Source organism: Variovorax sp. 20P10.2.4 (genome assembly GCF_058244205.1).
The window spans coordinates 1-1186 of record NZ_JBZAYE010001156.1 but is presented as its reverse complement, the minus strand read 5'-3'; the positions used below and the strand labels follow the sequence as shown (position 1 = coordinate 1186).

General features: G+C 74.2%; 1 protein-coding gene. It reads right to left on the bottom strand.

Going from position 1 to position 1186, the window contains the following annotated elements; all coding sequences use genetic code 11:
* On the bottom strand, positions 1-1186 hold a 1186-nt coding region (locus AC27VN_RS41925; protein WP_490880580.1), incomplete at both ends, for an acyltransferase domain-containing protein.

Here is a 1186-nt window from a genome sequence, read left to right as displayed (position 1 = left end):
AGCGGCGGCGCTGGAACGGATAGGCCGGCAGCGGCACGCGGCGCGGGGCCTGGCCCGCATGGCAGGCCGCCCAGTCGATCGCCACGCCCGCGAGCCACAGGCCGGCCAGGGTCTGCGCGAGCTGCTGCGCATTGCGCGCCTGCTGCTGCGGATGGGCCTGGCTCGCGTACACGCCGACGGCCGATGCCGCCATCGGGTGCTGACGCGCGAGGCCGGCGAGCGTTTCGCCGGGGCCGACCTCGAGCACCACGCGGCCGGGCCGCTCGAACAGCGTGCGCAGGCCGGCTTCGAACTGCACCGTGCCGCGCAGGTGCTGCGCCCAGTAGTTCGGGCTGGTCGCCTGCTCGACCGTGATCAGCCGACCGGTGACGTTGGAGACGAAGGGAATCTTCGGCGCCTGCCTCGGCACCGAGGCGACGAGCCGTTCGAGCTCGGCGAGCAGCGGCTGCGTCATCGCCGAGTGCGAGGCGATCGACACGTGCAGGCGGCGCGGCAGATGGCCCTGGGCGCGCAGCCGTTGCTCGGCGGCCTCGACCGCCTCGATCGGACCGGACAGCACGCACAGCTGCTCGCCATTGGCGGCCGCGAGGTCGCAGCCGCCCTGCAGAAAAGGCGCGATCTCGGCCTGCGACAGCGGCACCGCGGTCATCGCGCCGGGCTGCATCGATTGCAGCAGGCGGCCGCGCAGGGCCGCCACGCGCAAGGCGTCCTCGAGCCGGAACACGCCGGCCAGGCAGGCCGCGACGTACTCGCCGAGGCTGTGACCCATCATCGCGTCGGGCCGCACGCCGCGGCGCATCCACCACTGCGCCAGCGCGTACTCGACGACGAACAGCGCCGGCTGGGCCATGGCGATGTCGAACAGCCGCGCATCCGCCTCGGTCTCAGCGCCCGGCGCGGGGAACAGCAGCTCGCGCAGGTCGAAGCCGAGCTCGGGGCGCAGCAGCTCGCAGCAGCGGTCGACGTCGGCGCGGAACGCATCGTCGTCGCGATAGAGCGCGAGGCCCATGTTGGCGTGCTGCGTGCCGCCGCCCGGGAACAGGAACACCACCTCGGGCGCCTGCTCGGGCACGGGGGCCGATGCCGCGACGAGGCCCTCGCCCTTGGCAAGCATGCGCGTGGCGGCGGCCGGTCCGTCGGCCACCACGGCGCAGCGATGCGCGAAGGCACGGCGGCCGGTCTGCAG